Source organism: Novosphingobium sp. BL-S-19 (assembly GCF_055521675.1).
Genome location: NZ_CM145497.1, coordinates 771,139 through 794,016 on the forward strand (window position 1 = coordinate 771,139; position 22,878 = coordinate 794,016).

The following is a 22,878-nucleotide window of genomic DNA, read 5'->3' on the forward strand; positions in this document are numbered from 1 at the left end:
TCGTTTGCTCATTTGCGGATTGAATCGCGTAAATCATGCGCAATCATCACATGAAATATGATCTTGATGGCGTTTTGCGTAAGTGTTAGGTCTAAAGAAAGAGCAAGATCATAAAGCGAAGGGAAAGGTGCCGCACGGGCTTCCTGCCGATTTCCGGCAGTGGATCCACTCGGCCATAGCACGAATTATCACACTCGCCGCGACATGACGTTTCGGCAGGCGACCGCTTTCGTGCCCTTTCCCCGGACCTGCGGCCCCCGCCGCACAAGAACACAAGAACGATGTCGAGTGGAGAGGGAGACAATCGTGACCAAGAAGAAGGAACTGGCATCCGCCGTGCGGATGCGGGCGAAGCATTGCTGGCTGTCGGGCGCGGCGCTGGCGGCATTGTTACCGATGACGGCACAGGCGCAGGACAGCGGGCAAACCGCGCCGGCCCCGGCTGCCGCACCACAGGCCCATGCCGCCACGGCGGGCATTACCGAGATCATCGTCACCGCCAACCGCCGTGCGGAGCGCGGGCAGGACGTGCCGATCGCGATCACCGCCATCTCGCCCGACCGGCTGGAAAAGCAGAGCATCGCCAAGGAGCAGGACCTTCAGGCCAGTGTGCCATCGCTGGTGGTGGGGCCCAACGGGCAGGGTTCGCGCGATTCCATGTCGTTCACCTTGCGCGGTCAGGGCGCGACCTTCCAGGCATCGCCCGGCGTGGTCGTCTACATGAACGAAGTGCCGCTCCCGGGGGCGCTGACGCTCAGCCAGCAGGGCGGGCCGGGCAATTTCCTGGATCTTGAGAGCATGCAGGTGCTGGCGGGGCCGCAGGGCACGCTGTTCGGCCGCAACACCACCGGCGGCGCGGTGCTGCTGGTGCCCAAGAAGCCCGGCGAACTGCTGGGCGGCTGGATCAAGGGCGAATTCGGCAATTACGACCGCACGTATCTGGAAGGCGCGGTGAACCTGCCGATCGTCGAAGAAAAAGTGCTGCTGCGCGTGGCCGGCGCCTATCACGACCGCGACGGCTTCACCCGCGACGTCACCTTCAACAAGGATCGCGATGACGAGCACTGGTACTCCGGCCGCATGGGCCTGACCCTGCGCCCGGTGGACGGTGTCGAGAACTACACCATGGCCTACTACTCGAAGTCCAGCAACAACGGCGCGGGGCTGGTCAATCGCGGCTTCAACATCGATGCGCTGAAGAGCCGGGGCTTCTGCGCCGATGCCCCGGACACGCCCGGCCCCATCGGCGTGCCCTGCGACGTCTACCGCGCCGTGACCGCCAATGCGGAAGCGCTGGGCCCGCGCAAGACCGCCTTCTCCACCGACGTGTTCCAGCGCACGGTGACCTGGGGCGTGACGAACACCACCGCGATCGACCTTTCGGACACGGTCACGCTGCGCAATATCGCCAGCTACCAGAAGCTGAAGTTGGGCTATCGCTATGACGGCGATGCCTCGATCCTGCAGCAGCACGATGCCGATCCCGGCGTGGTGCCCGCGCCTGGCGTAGTGACGATGCCGGTGCTGGGCTATCCGGTGACCTACACCAACGCGACGCTGGACACCGAAGAACCGCGCGACAACATGCGCCAGATCACCGAGGAACTGCAGCTTCAGGGCAAGACACTGGGCGGCCGGCTGGACTGGACCGTGGGTGGTTTCTACTACGACCAGAAGCCCGACGGCCCGCAGGGATCGCGTGCCATCGTCTATTGCCCGGCGCTCTACACCGGTTTCTGCGAGGCGGGATACAACACATACGGCACCAGCACGAAGTCCAAGGCTCTCTATGCGCAGGCGACGCTGGACCTTGGTGCGCTGACGCCGGCGCTGGACAATCTGCGCTTCACCGGCGGCTTCCGTTATACCTGGGACCATATCGATGGCTTCGCGTCCCAGTATCAGCGTTCCACCACCGATCCGACCAAGGCGGTCTGCGGATCGGACAGTTCGCTGGTCGATTTCGCGACGGCGGCGGCAACCTGCCGTCTGGAAGCCTCGCTACGGACCAAGGCACCGTCGTGGACGGCAGGGCTGGACTACAAGATCACGCCCAGCATCCTGATCTTCGGCAAAGTCAGCCACAGCTACAAGGCGGGCGGTTTCAACCAGTATGCGGTGTTCGAGAATACGCGCACGTTCAAGCCGGAGAAGGTCACCAGCTACGAAGCGGGCGTGAAGTCCGACTTCTTCCTGGGCGAAGTGCCGTTCCGCCTGAACACCTCGGTCTACCATGTCGACTACAAGGACATCCAGCGCGCGACGGGAGACTACAACCCGGCTACCAACGCCGGCGGCGCGCGCACCAACAATGCCGATGCGCGGATCAATGGTGTGGAAGTGGAAGCATCGATGCGCCCGTTCCCCGGCCTGGAGATCGGCGGCAACTTCAGCTATACCGACGCGAAGTACACCAAGTATCAGTTCGAGACGAACACGCCGATCATGGCCTGCAATGGCTATGTGCTGCCCAAGGCCTATGGCGGAACCGGTATAGCCGACAGTTCGTGCCTCGATTTCCAGTATACTGCGCCGTACATCTGGAGCATCCACGTGTCCGCCGATCACGACCTTGGCGGCGACTTGGGCACGCTGTCGCTTTTCGTGAACTATTCGCACACCTCGAGCCAGTATACCGAGGCGGTGCAACTGCCGCAGAACCAGCCGGGCGCCTATCTGGAGGCTTTCGGCCTGCTCAGTGCCTCGCTCGATTGGAAGGGCGTGGCGGGCACCAATTTCGACCTTGGCCTGTTCGGCACCAACCTGACCGACAACCTCTACCGGATCAGCAATTCCGACGTCTATCAGGACACCGGGCTGCTCTATCGTGCCACGCTCTATGGCGAGCCGCGCATGTACGGGGTGCGGCTGAAGTACCACTTCGGCGGCGAATGATTGCAGGGGTCTTCCATGACCCACGCGGGTCGACGCGGTCCGTCCCCCCGGCCGCGTCGGCTTTGCATCTTGGTGGAGGCAAGGCATGAAAAGCATCTGCGCGCTGGTGCACCGGCCGGATCGGGATCGGGCCTTTTTCCAGCGCTATTACGAGGAACATCACGCGCCCTTCGCAGCGCGGCTGTTTCCGTTCCGCGGCTATGCGCGCAATCACGTGGAAGCATCGGAAAGCTTCGGCTGGGACACGATTTCGGAGTTCTGGGTGAACGATCCGCTGGCGCCGCTACGCGTCATCGAAGGGCCGCATGCCGCCACGCTGCGCGCGGACGAGGAGCGCTTTCTCGACCACGCGCGGCTCGCCCCGGCGCGGGTGGAGGAGCATGTGCTCTCCCTCGGCGATCCCGCCGATGCAGCTGGACGGCGTCTTGCGGTCCTGCTGGAGGGAGCAGGAATGGACCGGGCGCTGGACTGGGCGCGCGATCTGGCGCGGCACCGGGCGGGCGTGGCTCTGGATATCGTGATGGAGCGCGGATTTGCAGAGCGCGGCGGTGCGTTCCCCGCCGATGCCGTGCTGTGGCTGGCTGGGCATGACGATCCCGGTCCCGCGCCCGACGGGCTTGCGGCACGGCTACTGCGGACGCACCGCTGCGAGACGGACATGACCGCCGCAAAAGACAATTTCGAAAACGAAGGACATGCATGATGGGAAGGCTTGAAGGCAAAGTGGCGATCGTCACCGGCGGCGCGCGCGGCATGGGGGCGGCAACTTGCCGCCGCTTCGTGGCCGAAGGGGCCAAGGTGGCTATTGCCGATGTGCTGGATGAAGCCGGCGCGGCTCTGGCGGCCGAACTGGGCGACGTTGCCGGGTTCTGGCATCTGGACGTGACGAGCGAGGCCGATTGGGCCGCCGTGGTTCGCGGCGTGGAGGACCGTTTCGGGCCGGTCGACGTGCTGGTCAACAATGCCGGCATCCTGCACTTCGCGGGTCTGCTCGATACCACGCTGGCCGATTATCGGCGCGTGCTGGACGTCAATCTGGTGGGCGAATTCCTGGGCATCAAGGCGGTGGCCCCGGGCATGGTGGCGCGCGGCAAGGGCGCCATCGTCAATGTCTCCTCGGTGGACGGGATGAAGGGCGCGAACGGCCTTTCCGCTTATGCCTCCAGCAAGTGGGGCGTGCGCGGGCTGACCCGCGTGGCCGCCATGGAACTGGGGCACAAGGGCGTGCGCGTGAACTCCGTCCACCCCGGCGGCGTCGATACGGTCATGACCAATCACGACGGGTCGCCGCGCGACAAGGTGGACGAACGCTTCGGCAATATCCCGCTCCAGCGTGTCGGCGCGCCGGAGGAAGTGGCGGCGGCCACCGTGTTCCTGGCCAGTGACGAGGCATCCTATCTGGCCGGCGCGGAAATCGTCGTGGATGGCGGCATGATCGTTGGCGCCTATTATCAGGGAATGCCCGGCGCACCAGGAATGGACTGATGGAGCGAATGGTCTGATCGGGCGAAAGGGAAGAGAGATGGAAAAGCAGAACTTCGAACCTGCGCTGGGCGCGCCTGCCAGCCCCGTGGTGGTGACGGGCGGAGCCTCCGGCATTGGCCTTGCCAGCGCCCGGGCATTGGCGGCGGTTGGCCGTCCGGTGGCGCTTTGGGATATCAATGAGGCCGGCGCGAAGGCTGCGGCTGCGGAAATCGCCGATGCCTGGGGCGTTGCCGCCATCGGGCTGGCGGTCGACTTGCGCGATCCGCAGGCGATTGCAGAGGCTGCCGCGAAAACGCGCGATGCCTTGGGTCTGGTGGGCGGGATCGTCCATTCGGCGGGCACTGCCGAAGTGACCGGCATCGACGGCGTGACGCCCGAATTGTGGGACAAGGGCATCGCCCTCCACGTGCGCGCCATCGTCAGCCTGGTGCAGGCGTTCCGCGCCGACATGCGCAGCCTTCCCGGCAGCAGCGTGGTGGCGCTGTCCTCCATCAATGCGACTTTGGGTAGCGGGCTGATCCCGATCTACAGCGCGGCGAAAGGCGCGGTGATCTCGCTGGTGCGTTCGATGGCGGACGAGCTTTCGGCCGATGGCATCCGTATCAATTCGGTCAGCCCCGGCCAGATCGATACGCCGATTATCGCTGCCGCCAAGGCCGCGCTTCCCGGCGTGTTCGAACGGCGCATCTTCCTTGGCCGCTTCGGCGCGCCGGAGGAAGTGGGGCGGGTGATCCGCTTCCTGCTCTCGGACGAGGCCAGCTACATCACGTCGTCCGAAATCGTGGTGGACGGCGGCAATATCCATTCGCCCCGCCAGTGACGGTATAGAGGCCCCCGGCTTCGCGCCGGGGGCCCAGCCTTATTCGAAGCTCACGACCACGCGCAGGGCATCGCCCGATTTCATCAGCGCAAAGCCCTCGTTCACGCGCGCCATCGGCAGGCGGTGCGTTACCAGATCGTCGAGATTGAGCGCGCCTTGCGCATAGTGATCGAGCAGCGCCGGAAGCTGGCTGCGCCCGCGCACATTGCCCATGAACGAGCCTTTGACGGTGCGGCCCAGTTGCAGGTCGAACGGCACGATCTGCATCGTCTCGCCATCCGCCGGCACGCCCAGCACGACGCAGCAGCCCCAGCCGATGCGGGTGCTTTCGAAAGCCTGCCGCATCAGCGCCGCCTTGCCCACGCATTCGAAGGCGAAGTCCGCGCCGCCGCCGGTGATCTCGCGAATGGCGGCGACCGGATCGGCAGTGGTGGGATCGATGAAATGGGTGAGGCCGAAGCGCTCACCCTGTGCTTCGCGGGCCGGGTTCACGTCTATGCCGATGATCGTGCGGGCCCCCGCCAGCCGCGCGCCCTGCACGACGTTGAGCCCGATGCCGCCAAGGCCGAACACGGCAACGCTCGCGCCCTCATGCACATGTGCGGTGTGCAGCGCGGCGCCCACGCCCGTCGCCACGCAGCAGCCGGCGGTGCAGGCCAGATGCAGCGGCACATCGGCGCGGATCGGGGCGACGTTGCGCTCATGCATGACCACGAACTGGGCCAGCGATCCGACGCCCGAATAGGCGGAGACAGGCTTGCCATTCAGCGAAAAGCGCGTCGGCTGCATGGCGATTTCGCCAAGGAATAGTTCGCAAAGGTTGGTCTTGCCGGACAGGCAGTTGGCGCAGGCGCCGCATTCGCCGATGGCCAGCGCGATCACATGGTCTCCCACCGCCACCGATGTGACGTTCGCGCCCACCGCGCGCACGATCCCCGCGCCTTCGTGCCCGACGACGACGGGGAAGGGATAGGGCGCCGCCTTGCCGTCAAGCTGGCTGAGATCGGTATGGCAGAGCCCGCTGGCCATGATCTCGATCAGGACTTCGCCCGCTCCCGGCGGGGCAAGGTCCAGTTCCTCGCGCACCAGCGGTGCGCCCGGTGCGTGGCAAACCATTGCCTGAACTTTCATGCGTGTTCTCCGGAAAGCTGGGCTGCTGGCGGGGGCGAGCGGCCAAGGATCATGTCGGCCGCCTTCTCCGCGATCATGGCCACGGGGATCGCCGTGTTTCCGCCCACCAGATGCGGCATGACGGAGGCATCGACCACGCGCAGCCCGTCCACGCCGCGCAGGCGCAGCTCCGGGTCCAGCACCGCCCCTGCGTCCGCGCCCATGCGCGCTGTGCCGACCGAATGGTAATCGGCCTCCGCCTGGGCGCGGACATGGGCGTCCAGCGCTTCGTCGCTCTCGATGGAGACACCGGGCGCCAGTTCCTCGCCCCGGCAAGCGTCGAAGGCGGACTGGGTGAAAATGCGGCGGGCGGCGCGGATTCCTTCGCGCATGACGCGGCGGTCGTGCTCGGTGCCGTTGTAGTTCTGATCGATCACCGGCGGCGCGGCCGGATCGGCGCTGGCCAAGGTGACGGTGCCGCGTGCCTCAGGACGAGCGACGTTGATGTGCGCGTAGAAGCCGTGGCTCGGCTCCATCCTGCGGCCGTTGTTGGCGAACAGGGCCATGACCAGCAGCATCTTGATGTCGGGCTCCGCCAGCGATGGGTCGGATCGCACGAAGGCGGCGACCGACATGCCGGGATCCGCCAGAGGCCCGCTCCGCGTGGCGAGATACTGCCCCATCGCCGTGATGCCGCGCAGCGGGCTCAGATAGCGCAGCATCGACCAGGGCTTGGTCGATCGATACTTCACATGCGCGGCAAGGTGGTCCTGCAGATTGCGGCCCATTTCCGGGACATGCGCCACCACGTCGATCCCGTGGCTGCGCAAGTGCTGGGCATCGCCAAGCCCGGACAGCATCAGCAGTTGCGGCGTGTTGATCGCCCCGCCGCTGACGATCACTTCCCGCCGGGCAAGGGCGGTGTGGTGCTCTCCCTGCCGGAGATAGACGACGCCGCAAGCCCGCTTGCCCTCGAACAGTACGCGCAAGGCCTGCGCGCCGGTGAGCACGGTCAGGTTGGGGCGATGGCGCACCGGGCGGAGATAGGCCGAAGACGCGCTGGAACGCCGCCCGCGCCCGATGGTGAGGTCTACCGGCCCCACCCCTTCGCGCGCCGCGCCGTTGAGGTCCGCGCAGAACGGATAGCCCGCCTGCTGCGCCGCCGCGACGAAGGCCCGTGCGAAGGGGTGATCCTGCCCGGCGCGGGTGACGGCGATAGGCCCATCGGCGCCGTGCCATTGGTCCCGCGATGGGGCATAGCTTTCCAGCCGGCGGAAGTAGGGCAGCACTTCGGCAAAGGACCAGCCCGTGCATCCCTGCGCCGCCCAGCGGTCATAGTCCGAATGAAAACCCCGGTCGTAGGTCATGCCATTGATGGAGGATCCGCCGCCCAGAACCTTGCCGCGTGGCAGGTAGAGCGGCCGGTCGTCCAGATGCCGCTGCGGGGCGGACATGTAGCGCCAGGCATGGCTGCCGCGCATCATGATCGGCAGCAACCCGCCCGGCGCCGCGATCAGCGGGCTGCCATCGTTTCCGCCCGCCTCCAGCAGCAGGACGCGGCACTTGGGATCGGCGGAGAGGCGATTGGCAAGGATGCAGCCGGCAACCCCCGCGCCCGCAATGACGAAGTCGAACTGCGGTGCATCGCCGGTTGGGGCGATTCCATCGTCCATGCTCTCTCCCACCGTATTTATCGGACGTGACCGGCAGATTTGTTCCGCGCGCCGAACCGTCATTTGCGTAAATATGGCATCAAAAATACGCGCGAACAAGAAACATATTGCCATATGATTTGACGAATCATATTCAATGAGGGTGAATCGGATGCGCGAAAGCGTGACGTGATTATGATGCGCAAACGCGCACAGGGTTTCGGGAGAGAAAGATCGTGAATAGGTTCCTGGCCGCTTCGGCCCTCGCCACCAGCATGTCCATCGTCGCCGTCCCGGCACTTGCTCAGGATGCGGCGCAGGACGGCGCCCAGCCCGCCGCAGCAACTGCCTCTCAGCCGGCGAAGCAGGAAGTGGAGATCGGCATCGGCGACATCGTCGTCACCGCCCAGAAGCGTTCGGAAAACGTCCAGAACGTGCCCATCGCCATCTCGGCGGTCAGCAGCGCCTACCTCGACAGCCGCGGCGTCGATTCCATCGACAAGCTGGGTACCATTGCCCCGAACATGAAGATCGAGCGTGCGCCCGGATCCAAGACCGTCTCGCAGATCTCCATTCGCGGTTCGGTGACGATCAATCCCGCAATCACCTGGGAGCCGGCGGTCGGCCTCTATCTCGACGGTGTCTACATCGCCAAGGCGCAGGGTTCGATCTTTGACATCGCCGATCTGGAACGCGTGGAAGTGCTGCGCGGTCCGCAAGGCACGCTCTATGGCCGCAATGCACTGGCCGGCGCGGTGAACCTGATCACGCGCAAGCCCAGCGGCGAACTGGGCGGCACGATGGAAATGACTTACGCCAGCTTCGACGAGATGAAGTTTCGCGGTGTGCTGGATCTGCCGAAGATGGGGATCTTCTCGGTCAAGCTCTCCGGCCAGTATCGCAGCCGTGGCGGCTTGATCGATATCGTGCCCAACCCCATCCCGAACGTGCCCGCCGCGCTGCCGCCGCGCGTGAACAAGACGGACTCGATCAATAGCGGCAGCTTCATGGTGCAGGTCCGCGCCGAACTGGCGGACAACGTCACGGCGGACTACACTTACGACTACAGCCGCAGCAAGCAGACGCCGCAGCTTTCGCAGCTGCTGCAGGTGAACCAGAACGGCGATCCGCGCGATATCTTCGATCCCAATTCGCCCAGCTATCCCTTCGTCGGCGCGAATTTCCCGCTCAATCTCTACACCGATCCCAAGCGCGTCTCGACCGCGTCGATCAATGCCGATGTCTATGAAAAGACGCGCAGCTACGGCCATGCGCTGACGCTGACCGGCGAATTCGGCGCGGCGACGGTGAAGTCCACCACCGCCTATCGCAATCTGAAGTATGATGACGGGCTCGATCTCGATGGCTCGCCGCTGCCGGTGGCCTATACCCAGCGCCTGACCGACTATCACGCCTTCAGCCAGGAACTGCAGGTGACGGGCAAGGCCCTGTCCGACAAGCTTTCCTACGCGGCGGGTGCTTTCTACTTCACCGAGAAGGCGGCAACCGACAATCCGCAGAGCTATTTCGGCGGCGGCACCGATCTCGATTCCGATTACGGATCGCACACCAAGGCCTTCGCGTTCTACACCCAGCTCGATTACGAAATCCTGCGCGGGCTGAAGCTGACCGTGGGCGGGCGCTACACGCATGAGAAGAAGGACATCCGCCGCTTCTTCCGCGTCAATTACGACGCCGCGAACGGCATCACGTCTCCCGTCGTCATCGCCGACATTCCTTATGGCGGCGTGCCCGATGCCAAGTACAACAGCTTCACCCCCGCCGTTACGCTGGGCTATGAAGTGACCGACCAGGTCAACGTCTATGCCCGCTATGCCAAGGGCTTCAAGTCGGGCGGTTTCAATGGCGAGACCAACGTCTTCGTCGCGCCGACGCCGGAATGCCCATCGGGCGCGCTGGAACTGTGCAATCCCTACAAGCCCGAAACGGTCGACAGCTACGAACTGGGCATCAAGACCAAGACCTTCGGCAATCGCCTGATCTTCAACATTTCCGCCTTCCGGGACGAGCATAAGGACATGCAGTTGGCGGTCTTCACCGCCGGGCTTGGCGCCGCCTCCATCGTGCGCAACGCCGGTGCGGCGCGCATCCAGGGGCTTGAGTTCGAAACGGTGTTCCATCCCTTCGACGCGCTGACGCTGAACGGATCGCTGGCGCTGCTCGATCCCAAGTACAAGCGCTTCATGGATCTGGTGAACGGGGTGGAGACCAACGTGGCCGACAACCGCGCCTTCCCCCATGCGCCGAAGGTAACGGCATCGGGCGGCGCGGACCTGCGGGTTGCCGAAGGCGACTGGGGCCAGCTGAACTTCTACGCCGATGTCAGCTACGTCGCGAAGTACTACACCTTCCCCTATGCACTGGTGACCGACAATCCATCGGACCAGAACGCGCACACCACGCAGTCCAAGGGTCGCACCATCGTCAACTTGCGCGCCAGCCTGACCAAGCTGCCGCTGCTGGGCACCGATGCGGAACTTTCGGTCTTCGTGCGTAACCTGACGAAGGAAGCCAATCCGGGCAACTTCATCGACTTCGGCCCCAGCTTCGGCGGCATGGTCGTGGGCTATTTCCCCGAACCGCGCACTTTCGGGGTGACGGCTGGCGTGAAGTTCTGACACAGGGCCGGAAACAAGAACGATAACGATAACGGGAGACGGCCATGCTCTTTGCAGGCAAGAAGGTACTGATTACCGGCGCGGCATCGGGCATCGGCCGCGCCACCGCCATCCGCTTCGCGGCGGAAGGCGCGGTGGTCACCATCGGCGATCGCAATGCGGCGGGTCTGGAAGAGACCGCCGCGCTGATGGCAAGCACGCCGACGATCCAGACTTACGATGCCACCGATCTGGCATCGTGCCGCGCGCTGGTGGAGGTGGCGGCACGCGACGGGCTGGACGTGCTGTGCAACATCGCCGGAATGCTGAAGTGGGGATCGTCGGAGACGTTCTCGCTCGACGATTTCGAACTGCTGCTGAAGATCAACACCACCAGCGTCTTCGCGCTCTGCCAGGCGGCGCTGCCGCATCTGGTGAAGAGCGGCGGCAACATCGTCAACACCGCCAGCACTGCCGCGCTTCAGGGCATTGCCTATACGATCGCCTATTCGGCATCGAAGCACGGCGTGGCGGCGATCACCAAGGGGCTGGCCATCGAATATGGGGCCAAGGGCGTGCGCGTGAACGCGATCTGCCCCGGCCATGTCGAAACCCCGATGACGCGCGACACGCCGCCGCCCGAAGGCGATATCGATTGGTCGCTGGTGATGCGCAATGCGCCCAAGCTGCGCGACGGGTCATGCTCGCCGAATGACGTGGCGAACATGTTCGCCTTCCTCGCCAGCGATCAGGCCAGCAAGGTCACCGGCGCGCTGTTTACGGTGGACGGCGGTCAGCTCGCGGGCTGATTGGGGACCAGCAAGATGCGCGCCGCCTCGCTCCCATCCAGCAGGGCATTGCGGCGGTGAACCACCCGCCAGCCATCGGCGCTGCGCCGCAGCGTCCAGCGGTTGGCGGCCACGCGATAGGGCGCAAACCCTTCGGGGCCATGGCGGAATACGACGCTGTGGCCCCGTGCGGTGGCTCTATCGCCATCGATCTCCACCGCCACTGGGCCCAGCAGATGCGCGCAGCCATCGGCCATCAGCCCGCGGTGCGTGTCCCCCTCTATCAGCGCGGCGATCGCGGCATGGCCTTGCGCCTGCGCGAAGCCGACCACTTCGTAGATGCCATCCTCGGCCCAGAGCGCGGCCAGCGCCTGTGCCTCTCCGGCATCGGCCAGCGGGCCATAGCTGGCGATCAGATCGCGGATCGCCTCGCGATCTTCCAGCAGGCGCAGCCGCGCGGCCAGCGTCTCAACCAATTCGGACATCGTTTCTCCCATCGGAAAGGGGTTTGCAGCCATGGCGGAACAAGGTCATCTCGATAGTGTCTGGCGCCAGTTCTGCGCCGCGCTGGCGGAGGCGGGCGAAGTGCTGGCGCGGCCGGCCACGCCCATCACGCCGATCGATCAGGCGGAAGGGCTGCGCTATCTCAGCCGCCTGACGCGTACGGCGCTGAACATGCTGGTGGACTCCGCCGATCCCGATTTCCCGCGCCTGTTCATGCTGTGCGACGACAGGATCAAGATCGGCGCCGACAATCCGGACAATATCTACCAGCAATGCGTCGTCAGCCCGGACCGGACTTATCGCATCACCGGCAAGCGCAACACGGTTCCCTACTTTTCCATCGGCAGCAAGGCGAACCGCTACGCCACCGACGGCACGATGGTCTCCACCGGAGAGCTTGAGTTCGCTGACATGGAATTCGGCCCGGACGGCAGCTTCGAAGTGATCGTCAGCGCCGCGCCGCATCCGGGCAACTGGTTGCCGATGGCGCAGGACACCTCGCTGCTGATCGTGCGCCAGACGTTCGACGACAAGCGCACGCAAGTGGCGGCGGACGTTCATGTGGAGCGGATCGGCGCCGGTCCTGCGACGCCTGCCATTCTGACGCCCGCCGCGATCGAGGGGCAGTTGATGGGCGCGGCGCAATGGGTGCGGGGCACCGCCAATACGTTTGCGGACTGGTCCGAATGGTTCAAGAGCCAGTCCAATGCGGTCTATGACGGCGATCAGCAGGTGTTCTGGAAGGCCGGCGGCGATCCGAACATCTGGTACGGCCACCTCCATTTCGACCTTGCCCCGGGCGAGGCGCTGGTGATCGAGGCACAAGTGCCCGAATGCCGCATGTGGAATTTCCAGATCGACAACTGGTGGATGGAATCGCTGGATCACGTGCATCAGAAGGTCTGGGTCAATGGCTCTCAGGCGCGGTACGAGGCGGACGGCAGCGTGGTGGTGGTCTGCGCCGATGCCGATCCCGGCTTCGGCAACTGGATCGATCTGGCCGGGCATCGTTCGGGGACGGGGCTCTGGCGCTGGATCGGGGCGAAGGACTATCCGGTGCCGCGCTGCCGCGTCGTCAAGCTGGCGGAAGTGTGATCGCCGGGGTCACAATTCGACCACGGACAGAATGTGGTCGCCGGCGCCGGGAAACACATAGTCCAGTTCGAAATGCATGCACTCGCCAAGCTGGCCGGCCTTGATGAGGTCGGTCTCGATGAAGACTTGCACGCCGTTGCGGCCATAGGCGAAGCGAGTGCAATCGCCGAACACCGGTGACGCATCGAGCCGCGCGTCGACGGCGGCATCGCCGCGCCGTGCGCGGTTGGCGGTGATCGTGATGCGGCCGCGAAATTCGGGATCGGTTTCGGCCAGATCGCGCAAGGTCAGTACCAGATCCTCCAGATCCTCCAACGACGGGACCAGGAACCCGAAGTGGAAGCTGGCCTCCGGATCGGATGCCAGCATCGCACGGTAGGCGCCCACGGCCGGGTCCTGCTGCGCGGTGCCGATACCCAGCGCTGCGTGCATGGCCGCGATCAGGCGGACTTGCGGTTCGGGCAGGGCGGAAAGGTAGACGATCCCGTCACCCCGCGCGAAATGGCCCGAATTGACCACGAAGCGATAAAAGTTGCCCTGGGGCAGGGGCAGCATCTGGGTTTCGACCAGCCCCAGCAGCGACAGCAGCCGCGCGGCCGCCGGGCCGTCCCCCGCCGGGCCATAGTGCAGCGCCAGATGACCCATGGTGCGACCCTTGGGGCTGGGCAGGGCATTCGTCGTATCGTTCGCGGGCACCAAGGCCATGGCAGCGTCCTCTCGGCTTGTCGTCCTGCCATTCGCTCCGCGCTTGGGTGTCTGCTTATCGCGTCTGAAGGATGCAGGCAATATTATAAGTGAGCACTTACAATCAAAAATGTGCTTATTTTCTCGCTCGACGGACAATGAGCCAGGATGCGCGGAAATGCAATGTTTGCGTATCCTGTATGATAGAAAAAACCTTCATCTCAACAAAATTGGAGAAATTATCGATCTTTGCGTATTATGTGAACTACGTCCGCGCTATCGCAAAGGCATGACCACGCGACTCGCCCTCGATCACATTACGGCGGTGGATGCCACTCCGGTCCAACTCGCGCAGACGGCGCAGGCGGCCGGGTGCGACGGGATATGCCTGTTCATGGAACCGATGGCGGTTCTGCCGCTGATGCCGAAATTTGACATCATCGGCGACGCCCGCGCACGTGCCGACTTCAAGCGTGTCCTGCAGGATTGCGGCGTCTCGCTGGACCTCGCCTATCCCTTCACTTTGGCGGGCCGAACCGACCCTGACGGCTTCGAACAGGCGCTGGAATGCGCGGCGGAGCTTGAGGCGGGCCTCATCAACGTGCTGGCCTACGACCGTGACCCAGCAAGGCGGATCGACGTCTTCGGCCGTTTCAGCGATCGGGCCTCTGCCCACGGGCTGCGCGTGGCGGTCGAATTCTATCCGCCGTCGCAAGTGCGCTCGGTGGCGGAGGCGCTCGACTTGGTCCGCGCGGTCGGGCGGCCGGGGCAGGTGGGGATCAATGTCGACTTGCTGCACCTCATGCGTTCCGGCGGAACGCTGGAGGAACTGGCGGCGGCACCGGCCGAGTACATCCTCTATGGCCAGCTTTGCGACGGCCCCATGATGGCGCCGGACGACCTCGATGCCGAAGCCTCATCGCAGCGGTGCCTGGCGGGTGAGGGCGATTTCGACCTTGCCGGCTTCGTCCGCGCGCTGCCTAAAGGCACGCCGCTCAGCGTCGAAATCCCGCGCAATCACGCCATCGCCGAACCGCGCGATGAGCGGGCCAAGCGCGCGGTCGAAAGCGTGCGCAGAGCACTCGCCCAACAATAAAACGGCGGGGAGCCTCCCCGCTCCCCGCCGTTACCTAACCCGCGGTCCAGGTGGGTCAGGCCGCGTGGAGCTGGGCCAGCTCCGCTGCGGAAAGGGTAAGCGCCGCCGCCTTGACGCTTTCGGCCACTTGCTCCGGGCTGGAGCCGCCGAAGATCGGCACCGTCTGGTCGGGCTGGTTGGTGAGATAGGCGAGCACGACTTCGTTGATCGAAACGCCGTGCTGCGCTGCCAGCGCCTCGGCAGCGGCGAGGCGGGCGTCGTTCACCGGATTGGCGTAACGCGCGGTCAGTTGCTCGCCAAGGTCGGCGCCTTTGGCCCGCTTGGTGAAATAGCCACCGCTCTGTGCGCCATAGGCCAGGATCGGCAGCCCGGCGGCGTGGACGCCTTCGTACTCGCCCTCGTAATAATGGACGTAGCCCTGCTGCGCGGCGGCAGCGACATCGGGTGCCGCCAGCCCCCAGAAGGTTTCGGAAGCGACGAAGCCCGGCTTGCCGATGGAGGCGGCGTAGGTATTGGCTGCCTTGATCCGCTGCGCCGACCAGTTGGAGGCGGCGAAATGGCGGATGCGTCCCGCTTCCTGATGGCCGATCAGCGCATCGACGATGACCTCAACCGGTGCATCCTCGTTATCCGTGTGCAGGAAGTAGAGATCGATCGCATCCACGCCGAGGTGATCGAGGCTTTGCGCAAGATCCTGCGCCACATCCTCGGGCGTGCAGCGGTTGCGATAGTCGCCCTTGCGCAAGTCGAAGAAGCCGCCCTTGGTGGCGATCACGAAATCGGCCCGGTTGCGCGTCTTCAGCCATGCCCCCAGCGCACGTTCGCTGGCGCCGGCGGGGGCGTCCGGCATCCAGTCGCCGTAGGATCGGGCCGTGTCGATGAAGTTGCCGCCAAGCGCCGCGAACCTGTCCAGAATCGCGTTCGAACGATCCTGATCGATCATCCAGCCCAGCATGTTGGTGCCATAGCATAGCGGGCTGACCGAAAGATCGGTGCCGCCCAGAGTTACGCGTGAAAGCATAGGAAGTCTCCCCTGTCGGTCAGGCGACCGTGTCCCACTGGATGAGGTGCGCGATGTCGGTGCGATCGGCGGGTTTCAACCCGGTCTTCGCCAGCCGGTGCGCCGTGAACTGCATCCCGGCCGCAATCGGCTGAACCACTTCGATCACCCGGTCGTATTCGGTGCTGGCGACCTTCCACTGGCCGCCTTCGCGGCGATAGCGGTCGCGATAGATGGCGGTGCCGAACGTGTGATCGCCGCGCTCGATATCGATGAACACATCTTCCAGATACCACACGCCCTCGGCCGAATTGTCGCCGGTCAGGGTGATTTCCGGGCTGTGCCCATGGTGCATGGCCAGCGCGCCCGAATGGAACGAGTTGGCCAGGAACGTCATCATTTCCGCCTTGCCGGCAAAGGCCACGCGGTAAGTGCCGCCGCGATAGTCCACGGCGATGTCGTCGGTGAACAGGCCTTCCAGCAGCGCCATGTCGGCGGTGTCGATGCCGCGGAAATAGCGGTATTTGAGCATGCGGATCTCTTCGAGATCGGTCAGTTGCTGAAGCGTCATGGCCATGGTGTCAGTTTCCTTGAGTTTCGTTGGCCCAAAGCGCCTCGGCGCGGGCCTTCAGGGCACGGCCGCTGTCGTCGAACGCGCGCTTGACCCAGGGGCCGGCGAAGCGGTGGACGTGGATGCCGTTCATGCCGAGAAAGGCGTCGGTGGAGGCGTAGCGGCAGGATTCCGGCCCACTCGCCGCGATCACCTGATCGCGCCGGGCGGGGTAGGGCCATTCGCGCGACCATGGCAGCGACCATGAGAGCAGACGCTCCGGCTCGAAACCGCAGATGTATTCGCAGTTGGGCACCAAGGTGCCGGGCACCGCATAGTTCACCAGTGCCATCTCGACCGGCGCGCCCATTTCCAGCGTGGAGCGGGCGCGCACGCAGAACGGGTTCCAGTCGGCATAGGCGTCCAGATCGGTCAGCACCTGCCATACCACGCGGGCAGGCGCGGCGATCTCCACGGTTTCGCTGACGGTCACCGCATCCAGGTCGAGCCCTTCCAGCGGGTCTTCGGCCAGCGAGCGCGCGGTTTTCATCCAGTCGAGGTCGATCCATTCGGGCAACATAAGCAACTCCCTCAGGGTGCGACCCAGTCGCCGCCGTTGACGTCCAGCGCGGCGCCGGTGATCTCGCTGGCATAGTCGGACAGCAGGAACAGCACGGCCTTGGCGCAATCGGCGTCGGGCGGGATGCGGCCCACCGGGATCTGCGCGATGCGTTCGTTGCGGAAGGCTTCGGCGCCGTCGCCCAGCGTTGCCAGCCAGTCTTCCAGCGGCGCGCCCATCATCCAGCCCATCAGTGCGGTATTGACGCGGATGCCCGTTCCCGAAAGTTCGACGGCCAACTGGCGCGTCATCTGGTTCAGCGCCGCCTTGCCCATGGCATAGCCGCCCTCTCCGGGCATGGGCTTGCGCGTGGCGAGGGTGGAGACGTTGACGATCGAACCCGCCCCTTGCGCCTTCATGGTGGGGATCACGGCCTGCGCCATGCGCAGGCCGCCGATCGCGATCACGTCCAGCGCGGTGCGCAACTGGTCCAGGTCATGGCTTTCCAGCGGCTGCCAGTCCGGGTGGTAGTAGGCCGAGTTGGCCAGCCCGTCGATACGGCCCCACTTCGCCAGCGCCGTCTCTGCCAGCGCGTGGCATTGCGCCATGTCGGCGACGTCGCAGGGCACGGCGATGGCCTCTCCGCCCTGGGCGCGGATGTCGGCGGCCAGCGCCTCGATCGCGTCGCGAGAGCGGGCCGAGACGACCACGCGCGCACCATCGCGCGCGGCGGCGCGGCACAATGCCTGCCCCATGCCGGGGCCTGCGCCGGTGACGATGACGACTTTGTCCTTGAGGATCATGCCAGTTCTCCCCCCGTTACGGCTTTCACCGCGATTGTTTCCGCCGCCACTGCGCGGCCCGCCTGTCGTCCGAAGAAAGTGCAGTCGGCCAGGCTGAGGCCGGAGCTATAGCCATGGCCCCATGCCGGCAGGCCCGACGTGCAGCGCCCGGCGGCGTAGAGCCCCGGAACCGGCCGCTCGTCCCGGCCCAGCACGCGGCCGTCCGGATCGGTGTGCAGCCCGCCGAGCGTGAAGAAGGAGAAGTACGAACTGTCGAAGTTCAGTTCGAGCGCCACGAACGGTCCCTGATCGAGCGGCGTCAGGATCGGCGCCTGCTTGTCGAACAGCGGATCGCGGCCTTCGTGCGCATGGCGGTTGTAGAAGGCCATCGTGGCCGCCAGCGTGCCCGTGGGCATCTCCAGTTCGGCTTCGACCTCTTCCCATGTCTCGCCCGTCGCGGCGATGGCAATGCGCGCGATTTCCAGCGGCTGCACGAAATGCGCCATGTCCAGCAGGAGGAACACCTTGCTGCCCGGCTGGTCCAGCATCGTGCGGCTGACCCGGCCGTGGTAGCAATCCTCGTTGATGAAGCGCTGGCCCTGCTCGTTGACGAAGACGCCGTAGGCGTGGCTCTCCGGCATCGTCCAGGGGCAGGTGGTGAAGAACTGGTCCATGTGGATCGCGTCCCCGCCCGCGCCCATGCCGAGCAGGATGCCGGTGCCGTCGTCCTTCTCGCCGATGGGATCGTGGATCTTGCTGGTCAGCGGGGCATAGCGGCGCAGCATGTCGGGATTCATCGCGAAGCCGCCGGTTGCCAGCACCACGCCCTGACGCGCGCGGACGAAGCGGTTGGCATTGTCGATCCGGGCGATCAGGCCGACGATGTGCCCGCCTTCTTCGATCAACGCGACGACGCGGGCGTCGGTCATCACGTGCACACCGGCATCGCGCGCGCGGGCTTCGAGAATGTCCACCAACGGCCGTCCACCGCCCCAGCCCATGTGCTGGATCACATGGCCGCGCGGGGCCGGTTTGGCGTGATCGCGAAATGGCGCCGCCGCCTCGCTGCCCGACCAGATCAGGGTGGAATCGTCTGTCGGTTCGATGTGCTTTCCGGGCAGGAAGTTGCCGCGATAGGGCACGCCCTGCGCCTTCAGCCATTGGTAGTGGGTCAGGGACTCGCGGGCATAGAGGTCGCACTTCGCCTCGTCCGCGCAGGGGCCGCCGGCCATCTTCAGATAGCGGGCAAAATCCTCGGTCGAGTCCTCGAACCCGGCGCTGCGCTGGGCATCGGTGCCGCCGCTGCCGCCGATGTAGATTTCCCCGCCGGACAGCGCCGAAGCGCCGCCGCTGCCCGAATTGCGTTCGAACAGCAGGACTTCCGCGCCGGCGCTGCGCGCCTCGATCGCGGCGCAGGCGCCGGCAGCGCCGAAGCCGACGACGGCAACGTCCGTCTCATGATCCCAGCGCGGCACGTCCGCGACCGGGAAGGGCTTGTGCAACGAAATTTCCGCCATGGTTCTCCCCCGGCATCCTCTCTCGGCAGTGCGCCCCCGTCTTTGCGCGGGGGGCTGCACCTCTTGGACTTTCAGGCCGTCTGGGCTTTCAGCATGTCCAGCGCGACATCGACGATCATGTCTTCCTGACCGCCCACCATCTTGCGGCGGCCCAGTTCGACCAGGATCGCGCGGGTATCGAGGCCGTAAGTCTCCGCCGCCTTCTCCGCATGGCGCAGGAACGAGGAGTAGACCCCGGCATAGCCGAGCGCGAGCGTCTCGCGGTCGACGCGGACCGGGCGGTCCTGCAGCGGCCGTACGAGATCTTCGGCCGCGTCCATCAGCGCCACGACATCGCAGCCGTGGTTCCAGCCCTTGCGGTCGGCGGCGGCCACGAAGACTTCCAGCGGGGCATTACCCGCGCCCGCGCCCATGCCCGCCAGCGAGGCATCGATGCGCACCGCGCCTTCCTGTGCGGCAACGATCGAGTTGGCGACGCCGAGCGAGAGATTGTGGTGCGCGTGCATGCCGCGCTGGGTTTCCGGCTTCAGCACCCGGTCATAGGCGGCAAGGCGCGCGGCCACCCCGTCCATGTCCAGCGCGCCGCCGCTGTCGGTAACATAGACGCACTGCGCGCCGTAGCTCTCCATCAGCAGGGCCTGCGCGGCCAGCGCCTCGGGCTCGATCATGTGGCTCATCATCAGGAAGCCGGACACGTCCATGCCCAGATCGCGGGCGATGCCGATGTGCTGCTTCGAAACGTCAGCCTCGGTGCAGTGGGTGGCGACGCGGACCGAGCGCACGCCGATGTCGTAGGCGCGGCGCAGTTCCTCCACGGTGCCGAGCCCTGGCAGGATCAGCGTGGTGAGCACGCTGTTTTCCAGCACGTCGGCAACGGCTTCCAGCCATTCCCAGTCCGTATGCGCGCCGAAGCCGTAGTTGAAGCTGGTGCCGCTGAGGCCGTCGCCATGCGCCACCTCGATCGCGTCCACGCCCGCCTTGTCTAGCGCGGAGGCGATCGCGCGCACGTGGTCGATGCCGTACATGTGCCGGATGGCGTGCATCCCGTCACGCAGCGTCACGTCCTGGATGTAGAGCTTTTCGCCCGCATCGACGTTGAACTTGCCCATTGTCGTAAACTCCTGCGGATCAGGCCGGGGTCGCGGCGGCCATGCGGCGCTCGGCGAGAAGTTCGCCGGTGGCCTTGGCGGCGGCGGTCATGATGTCGAGATTGCCGGAATAGCTGGGCAGGTAATCGCCCGCGCCTTCCACTTCGAGCAGGATCATCGTCTTGATCCCGGTGAACACGCCCATGCCGGGGATCTTCAGCGGATTGTTGTCACCAAAGCGTTCGAACTGCACTTCCTGCTTCAGCCGGTAGCCGGGCACGTATTTCTGCACTTCGGCCACCATGTCCTGCACCGACTGGCGGATGGCGTCCTCATCCCCGCCTTCCGACAGGGTGAAGACGGTGTCGCGCATGATCATCGGCGGTTCGGCGGGGTTCAGGATGATGATCGCCTTGCCCTTGGTGGCGCCGCCCACGGCTTCGATCGCGCGGGAGGTGGTGCGGGTGAACTCATCGATATTGGCGCGCGTGCCCGGCCCGGCGGAGCGGGAGGAGACCGATGCGACGATTTCGGCATAGTGCACTTTGCCCACGCGGCTGACGGCGGCGACCATCGGGATCGTCGCCTGCCCGCCGCAGGTCACCATGTTGACGTTGGGCGCGTCCAGATTGGCCCGCATGTTGACCGGGGGCACGATGAACGGCCCGATGGCGGCGGGGGTAAGGTCCACCACCTGAATGCCGTCGGCGCGCAGCGCCTCGTCATGCACTTTGTGGGCGTAGGCGCTGGTCGCGTCGAAGGCGATGCCGATTTCGGGATAGCAGGGCAGCTTCTTCAGCCCCTCTATCCCCTCATGCGTGGTGGCGATGCCGTGCTGGCGGGCCATGGCAAGGCCTTCCGAAGCGGCATCGATGCCGACCACGGCGGCGAGTTCCATGTTCTGGGGGTACTTGATCATCTTCATCATCAGGTCGGTGCCGATATTGCCCGAGCCGATGATGGCGGCCTTCACGCGTGCCATGGTTCCGGTATCCTTACACTAAGCGGGTAATTCTCAAACAAATCGAGCCTGGCAGCGGCCGATGGCCTGGCCGCCCGCCGCGGGGTTCCTGTCGGAGAGGATCATTTCGAAGCTGTCGCCCTTCACTGCGGGTGCGAGGGGGACGAGCGATCCGGACAGGATCACGTCGCCCGCATCCAGCGTGACGCCGTAAGCGCCCAGCGTATTGGCCAGCCAGGCCACCGCCTGCGCGGGATCGCCCTGCACGGCATGGCCATAGCCTTCCGAAAGCGGCTCCCCGTTCTTGGTGACGGCCACGTGCAGGCCCGGCAGATCGAACGCACGCGGATCGAGCCGCTCCTTGCCCAGCACGTAGACGCCGCAGGAGGCATTGTCGGACACGGTATCGACGATGCCGATCTTCCAGTCGGTAATGCGGCTGTCGACGATCTCGAAACAGGGGACCACGCTCTCGGTCGCCGCCAAGACCTGTTCGGCGGTGACGCCGGGGCCGGAGAGGCCTTCCTTCAGGATGAAGGCGATCTCCGCCTCCGCGCGCGGGGCGATCAGCGCCTTGGCGTCCACGTCGATATCGCCTTCGACATGCATCCAGTCGGTCAGGAAGCCGAAGTCCGGCTGGTGCACGCCCAGCATGTCCTGCACCGCCTTGCTGGTGACGCCGATCTTCTTGCCGACGACCTTTTCGCCATCGGCCAGCCTCCGCCTCAGGAAATCGAGGCTGATGGCATAGGCATCGTCCACCGTCAGCGCCGGATCGCGCGCGATTAGCGGGGAGAGGGTGCGGCGTTCGCGCAGGGCGTCATAAAGTTCCTGCCCGTGGCGTGTCGCGGCCGTCATCGCAGGAACTCCACGACATAGCGGTTGAACTCCGCCGCGCGCTCCACCTGCACCCAGTGGCCGGTGTGGGCGAAGGTGATTGCGCGCACGTTCGGGCAGCGTTCGAGGAACAGGCGAGCATGGCTTTCCGGGCAAAACTCGTCGTTCAGCCCCCAGAGCACGAAGACCGGCTGCGCTATCCTGGCAAGGTGCGGGCTGAGGTCGGGCGTGCGCATTCGCACGATCACGTCCTTGGGCTGGGTGCGGGCCACTTCGAAGCGTTCGGCCACCAGTTCCTCGGTAATGAGGTGGTGCGCTTCGGCGTGGAGCAGATTGCCGATAAGGCGGCGCTGCTCGTCCAGATTGAAGTCCGGCCCGCCGAAGTTGGAGACCATCTTGGCGATGCCGGGCATCACGAAATAGGCTTCCCGCTCGGCAACGCAGCCGGGGGCCATCAGCACCAGCTTCTCGGCAAAAGTGGGATGGTCCAGCGTCATCTGCAGGGCGATGCCGCCGCCCAGCGAGTTGCCCACCAGCACCGCGCGTTCGATGCCGTGCGCCACCAGCGCTTCATGCAGCGTGTCGGTGAACAGCTGCAGCGTGTAGTCGATCCCCTCCGGCTTAGATGAGGCGCCATAGCCGATCAGGTCGGGCAGGATCACGCGGAAGCCCGCCGCCACGAAGGCGTCGATATTGCCGCGGAAGTTGGATCCGCCCGATGCGCCCGGCCCGCTGCCGTGGATGAACACCACGGCAGGGCCTTCGCCTGCCTCCTGGATCTGGATTTCGTGGCCGCCGCTTACGCGGTGACGGGCCGTTTTCAACGTCGCCATCGTG

General features: G+C 65.4%; 21 protein-coding genes. 8 read left to right on the plus strand and 13 right to left on the minus strand.

The genetic code is table 11. The annotated features are described in order from the left end of the window. Window positions 1-306 precede the first annotated feature (306 nt). The 4 genes from ACZ1JV_RS03430 (at window position 307) to ACZ1JV_RS03445 (ending at window position 5,200) form a co-directional block, all read left to right on the plus strand. Window positions 307-2,895, plus strand: coding sequence for a TonB-dependent receptor (locus ACZ1JV_RS03430; protein ID WP_465149586.1), 2,589 nt, complete (start codon window positions 307-309; stop codon window positions 2,893-2,895). Window positions 2,896-2,980: 85 nt separating this feature from the next. Then, the gene (locus ACZ1JV_RS03435) at window positions 2,981-3,598 is read left to right on the plus strand and encodes an EthD domain-containing protein (RefSeq protein ID WP_465149587.1); all 618 of its coding nucleotides are present in this window, start codon (window positions 2,981-2,983) and stop codon (window positions 3,596-3,598) included. Beyond that, on the plus strand, window positions 3,595-4,380 hold the full coding sequence (locus ACZ1JV_RS03440; RefSeq protein ID WP_465149588.1) for an SDR family NAD(P)-dependent oxidoreductase: 786 nt from the start codon (window positions 3,595-3,597) through the stop codon (window positions 4,378-4,380). Before ACZ1JV_RS03435 ends, ACZ1JV_RS03440 begins: the two co-directional genes overlap by 4 nt. A gap of 37 nt (window positions 4,381-4,417) precedes the next feature. After that, window positions 4,418-5,200, plus strand: coding sequence for an SDR family NAD(P)-dependent oxidoreductase (locus tag ACZ1JV_RS03445; RefSeq protein WP_465149589.1), 783 nt, complete (start codon window positions 4,418-4,420; stop codon window positions 5,198-5,200). Between the two features lie 39 nt (window positions 5,201-5,239). Here ACZ1JV_RS03445 and ACZ1JV_RS03450 read toward each other — a convergent pair whose 3' ends face one another. Beyond that, entirely contained in the window at window positions 5,240-6,331 is a 1,092-nt protein-coding gene (locus tag ACZ1JV_RS03450) for a zinc-binding dehydrogenase (RefSeq protein ID WP_465149590.1), read from the minus strand. Then, complete coding sequence (locus tag ACZ1JV_RS03455) at window positions 6,328-7,983, minus strand: GMC family oxidoreductase (RefSeq protein WP_465149591.1); 1,656 nt, start codon at window positions 7,981-7,983, stop codon at window positions 6,328-6,330. Before ACZ1JV_RS03455 ends, ACZ1JV_RS03450 begins: the two co-directional genes overlap by 4 nt. Window positions 7,984-8,198: 215 nt before the next feature. Between ACZ1JV_RS03455 and ACZ1JV_RS03460 the strand changes: the two genes are divergently transcribed. Both ACZ1JV_RS03460 and ACZ1JV_RS03465 read left to right on the plus strand, forming a co-directional pair. Next, a complete protein-coding gene (locus ACZ1JV_RS03460; RefSeq protein ID WP_465149592.1) occupies window positions 8,199-10,601 on the plus strand; it encodes a TonB-dependent receptor in 2,403 nt (800 codons plus the stop codon). Between the two features lie 44 nt (window positions 10,602-10,645). Beyond that, window positions 10,646-11,389 (plus strand): SDR family NAD(P)-dependent oxidoreductase, encoded by a 744-nt coding sequence (locus ACZ1JV_RS03465; RefSeq protein ID WP_465149593.1) that lies wholly within the window; start codon window positions 10,646-10,648, stop codon window positions 11,387-11,389. Here the strand turns inward: ACZ1JV_RS03465 and ACZ1JV_RS03470 are convergent. After that, window positions 11,374-11,853 carry a nuclear transport factor 2 family protein gene (locus tag ACZ1JV_RS03470; protein WP_465149594.1) on the minus strand — a complete coding sequence of 160 codons (480 nt, stop codon included), beginning with the start codon at window positions 11,851-11,853 and terminating at the stop codon, window positions 11,374-11,376. The genes ACZ1JV_RS03465 and ACZ1JV_RS03470 overlap by 16 nt on opposite strands. Before the next feature lie 31 nt (window positions 11,854-11,884). On the opposite strand from ACZ1JV_RS03470, the gene ACZ1JV_RS03475 reads away from it, so the two are divergent. After that, entirely contained in the window at window positions 11,885-12,967 is a 1,083-nt protein-coding gene (locus tag ACZ1JV_RS03475; protein WP_465149595.1) for a DUF1214 domain-containing protein, read from the plus strand. Window positions 12,968-12,976: 9 nt separating this feature from the next. On the opposite strand, the gene ACZ1JV_RS03480 is transcribed toward ACZ1JV_RS03475, so the two are convergent. Continuing rightward, window positions 12,977-13,672, minus strand: coding sequence for a hypothetical protein (locus ACZ1JV_RS03480; protein ID WP_465149596.1), 696 nt, complete (start codon window positions 13,670-13,672; stop codon window positions 12,977-12,979). A gap of 268 nt (window positions 13,673-13,940) precedes the next feature. Between ACZ1JV_RS03480 and ACZ1JV_RS03485 the strand changes: the two genes are divergently transcribed. Beyond that, on the plus strand, window positions 13,941-14,747 hold the full coding sequence (locus ACZ1JV_RS03485) for a sugar phosphate isomerase/epimerase family protein (RefSeq protein ID WP_465149597.1): 807 nt from the start codon (window positions 13,941-13,943) through the stop codon (window positions 14,745-14,747). Window positions 14,748-14,802: 55 nt separating this feature from the next. On the opposite strand, the gene ACZ1JV_RS03490 is transcribed toward ACZ1JV_RS03485, so the two are convergent. From ACZ1JV_RS03490 to ACZ1JV_RS03530, 9 genes are all read right to left on the minus strand, one after another. Continuing rightward, window positions 14,803-15,768, minus strand: a complete 966-nt coding sequence (locus ACZ1JV_RS03490; protein WP_465149598.1) for an aldo/keto reductase — start codon at window positions 15,766-15,768, stop codon at window positions 14,803-14,805. A gap of 19 nt (window positions 15,769-15,787) precedes the next feature. Next, window positions 15,788-16,324 carry a nuclear transport factor 2 family protein gene (locus ACZ1JV_RS03495; protein ID WP_465140116.1) on the minus strand — a complete coding sequence of 179 codons (537 nt, stop codon included), beginning with the start codon at window positions 16,322-16,324 and terminating at the stop codon, window positions 15,788-15,790. A gap of 4 nt (window positions 16,325-16,328) precedes the next feature. Further along, window positions 16,329-16,877, minus strand: a complete 549-nt coding sequence (locus ACZ1JV_RS03500) for an SRPBCC domain-containing protein (RefSeq protein ID WP_465149599.1) — start codon at window positions 16,875-16,877, stop codon at window positions 16,329-16,331. Window positions 16,878-16,888: 11 nt separating this feature from the next. After that, window positions 16,889-17,659 carry an SDR family oxidoreductase gene (locus ACZ1JV_RS03505; protein ID WP_465149600.1) on the minus strand — a complete coding sequence of 257 codons (771 nt, stop codon included), beginning with the start codon at window positions 17,657-17,659 and terminating at the stop codon, window positions 16,889-16,891. Further along, window positions 17,656-19,155, minus strand: coding sequence for an FAD-dependent oxidoreductase (locus tag ACZ1JV_RS03510; protein ID WP_465149601.1), 1,500 nt, complete (start codon window positions 19,153-19,155; stop codon window positions 17,656-17,658). The genes ACZ1JV_RS03505 and ACZ1JV_RS03510 overlap by 4 nt, the downstream gene beginning before the upstream one ends. 71 nt (window positions 19,156-19,226) lie before the next feature. After that, a complete protein-coding gene (gene dmpG, locus ACZ1JV_RS03515; protein ID WP_465149602.1) occupies window positions 19,227-20,264 on the minus strand; it encodes a 4-hydroxy-2-oxovalerate aldolase in 1,038 nt (345 codons plus the stop codon). 19 nt (window positions 20,265-20,283) lie between these two features. Further along, window positions 20,284-21,225, minus strand: coding sequence for an acetaldehyde dehydrogenase (acetylating) (locus ACZ1JV_RS03520; protein ID WP_465140112.1), 942 nt, complete (start codon window positions 21,223-21,225; stop codon window positions 20,284-20,286). Window positions 21,226-21,258: 33 nt separating this feature from the next. Beyond that, on the minus strand, window positions 21,259-22,062 hold the full coding sequence (locus tag ACZ1JV_RS03525) for a fumarylacetoacetate hydrolase family protein (RefSeq protein WP_465149603.1): 804 nt from the start codon (window positions 22,060-22,062) through the stop codon (window positions 21,259-21,261). Then, a complete protein-coding gene (locus ACZ1JV_RS03530) occupies window positions 22,059-22,874 on the minus strand; it encodes an alpha/beta fold hydrolase (RefSeq protein WP_465149604.1) in 816 nt (271 codons plus the stop codon). Before ACZ1JV_RS03530 ends, ACZ1JV_RS03525 begins: the two co-directional genes overlap by 4 nt. Window positions 22,875-22,878 lie beyond the last annotated feature (4 nt).